This is a genomic window from Xanthovirga aplysinae (assembly GCF_009711365.1).
Taxonomy (GTDB): Bacteria; Bacteroidota; Bacteroidia; order Cytophagales; family Cyclobacteriaceae; genus Xanthovirga; species Xanthovirga aplysinae.
Map to the genome: position 1 here is coordinate 1 of NZ_SMMB01000458.1, position 1719 is coordinate 1719.

Annotated in this window: 1 protein-coding gene; it reads right to left on the reverse strand. The window is 36.8% G+C overall.

Annotated features, from left to right (window positions below):
• Window positions 1-122 precede the first annotated feature (122 nt).
• Window positions 123-1343 (reverse strand): acyl-CoA dehydrogenase family protein, encoded by a 1221-nt coding sequence (locus tag E1171_RS01790; protein WP_155203485.1) that lies wholly within the window; start codon window positions 1341-1343, stop codon window positions 123-125.
• Between the last annotated feature and the right edge of the window lie 376 nt (window positions 1344-1719).

Here is a 1719-nt window from a genome sequence, read left to right on the forward strand (position 1 = left end):
AATTATTATCTTTTCCAATGATCCTTCAAACCCTATAAAGGTATTTAAGGTGAAAGCCTATGTAAATGAGAAATAACTCGAGGCTTGCTGGTTTAGAGACGCAAATTTTTGCGTCTCTATTTCTATTTAAAGGCTGAAATTCCTGTTATTTCATTGCCAAGAATTAAAAGGTGAATATCATGAGTGCCTTCATATGTTACCACTGATTCAAGGTTCATCATATGCCTCATAATGGAATATTCCCCTGTAATTCCCATTCCTCCATGTATTTGGCGCGCCTCCCGAGCAATGTTTAAGGCCATTGCCACATTATTGCGTTTGGCCATTGATATTTGAGCCGTGGTCGCTTTTTCCTCATTCATTAATTGCCCCAATCGAAGGTTGAGTAACTGTGCTTTGGTAATCTCGGTAAGCATTTCGGCTAGTTTTTTTTGGGTCAGTTGGAATGCCGCTATGGGTTTGTCAAATTGAATTCTTTCCAAGGCGTACCTTTTTGCGGATTCATAACAATCCATAGCTGCGCCTACAGCACCCCAGGCAATTCCGTAACGGGCGGAATCCAAACATTTCATTGGGGCTCCTAATCCATCTTTACCGGTCAATAAATTTTCTTTGGGAACTTTAACATTATCAAATACCAATTCACCAGTGCAACTTGCCCGAAGTGACCACTTTCCATGAGTTTCAGGAGTATGAAACCCTTCCATGCCACGTTCTACTATCAATCCTTGAATTCGGCCTTCTTCATTTTTAGCCCAAACTACGGCTATATCCGCCTGTGGAGCATTGGATATCCACATTTTGCTTCCATTTAGAAGAAAGTGATCACCCATGTCCTTAAAGTGTGTAAGCATTCCACTCGGGTTTGAGCCGAAATCGGGTTCAGTTAAACCAAAGCATCCTAGCCATTCTCCGCTACCTAATTTTGGGAGATATTTCTTTCTTTGGGTTTCATTGCCGAACATATAAATGGGATACATCACTAAGGAACCTTGAACAGAAGCGGTTGACCTCATACCTGAATCCCCACGTTCAATTTCCTGCATGATCAGGCCGTAAGAAATGTAGTCTAGCCCACCTCCTCCATATTCTATTGGAATAGAGGGGCCAAAAGCACCGATTTGTCCAAACTTTTTAACGATTTGGGATGGAAATATGGATTGTTGTGCCCAATCTTCAATAAAAGGAGAAATCTCTTTTTTAACAAAATCCCGAATTGACTCTCGGATCAATTTATGCTCATCGGTGAGCAAATCATCAATTTGATAAAAATCAGGAGATTCAAAAAGATCTTGTTTTCTTTGACTGGTAGCTTTTTTTGTTGACGTAATGTTTTTGGACATGATAAGCAAAGTTTGTTATAGCATCAACTTCAAATTTAGGGATTATTCCCAGAAATAAAATATGGAAAAGATTAGGAATACAGCATTAGAGCTTATCTTAAAAAACATTTTTTAAATCTTAAATAGAGAGGAATTCTTTATCTTTTCCCTATATACTGCCCATTCGTCACTTTAATTTATATTTATTCTCAGAAGAGTTTTATTAAAAGAGAATTGTGTGTTATTTTTTGAATAGTTAGTTCAAAAGTTTTAATTTTCTCTGTTTTATTTTCTGGTAATTATTGTGGAGTTTTATTAAGAATAAAGTTTTAATTCTGAATTTGATCAATTGATTTTTCATTGAGGACCTATTTTATCATATTATTTATCGTTTTTT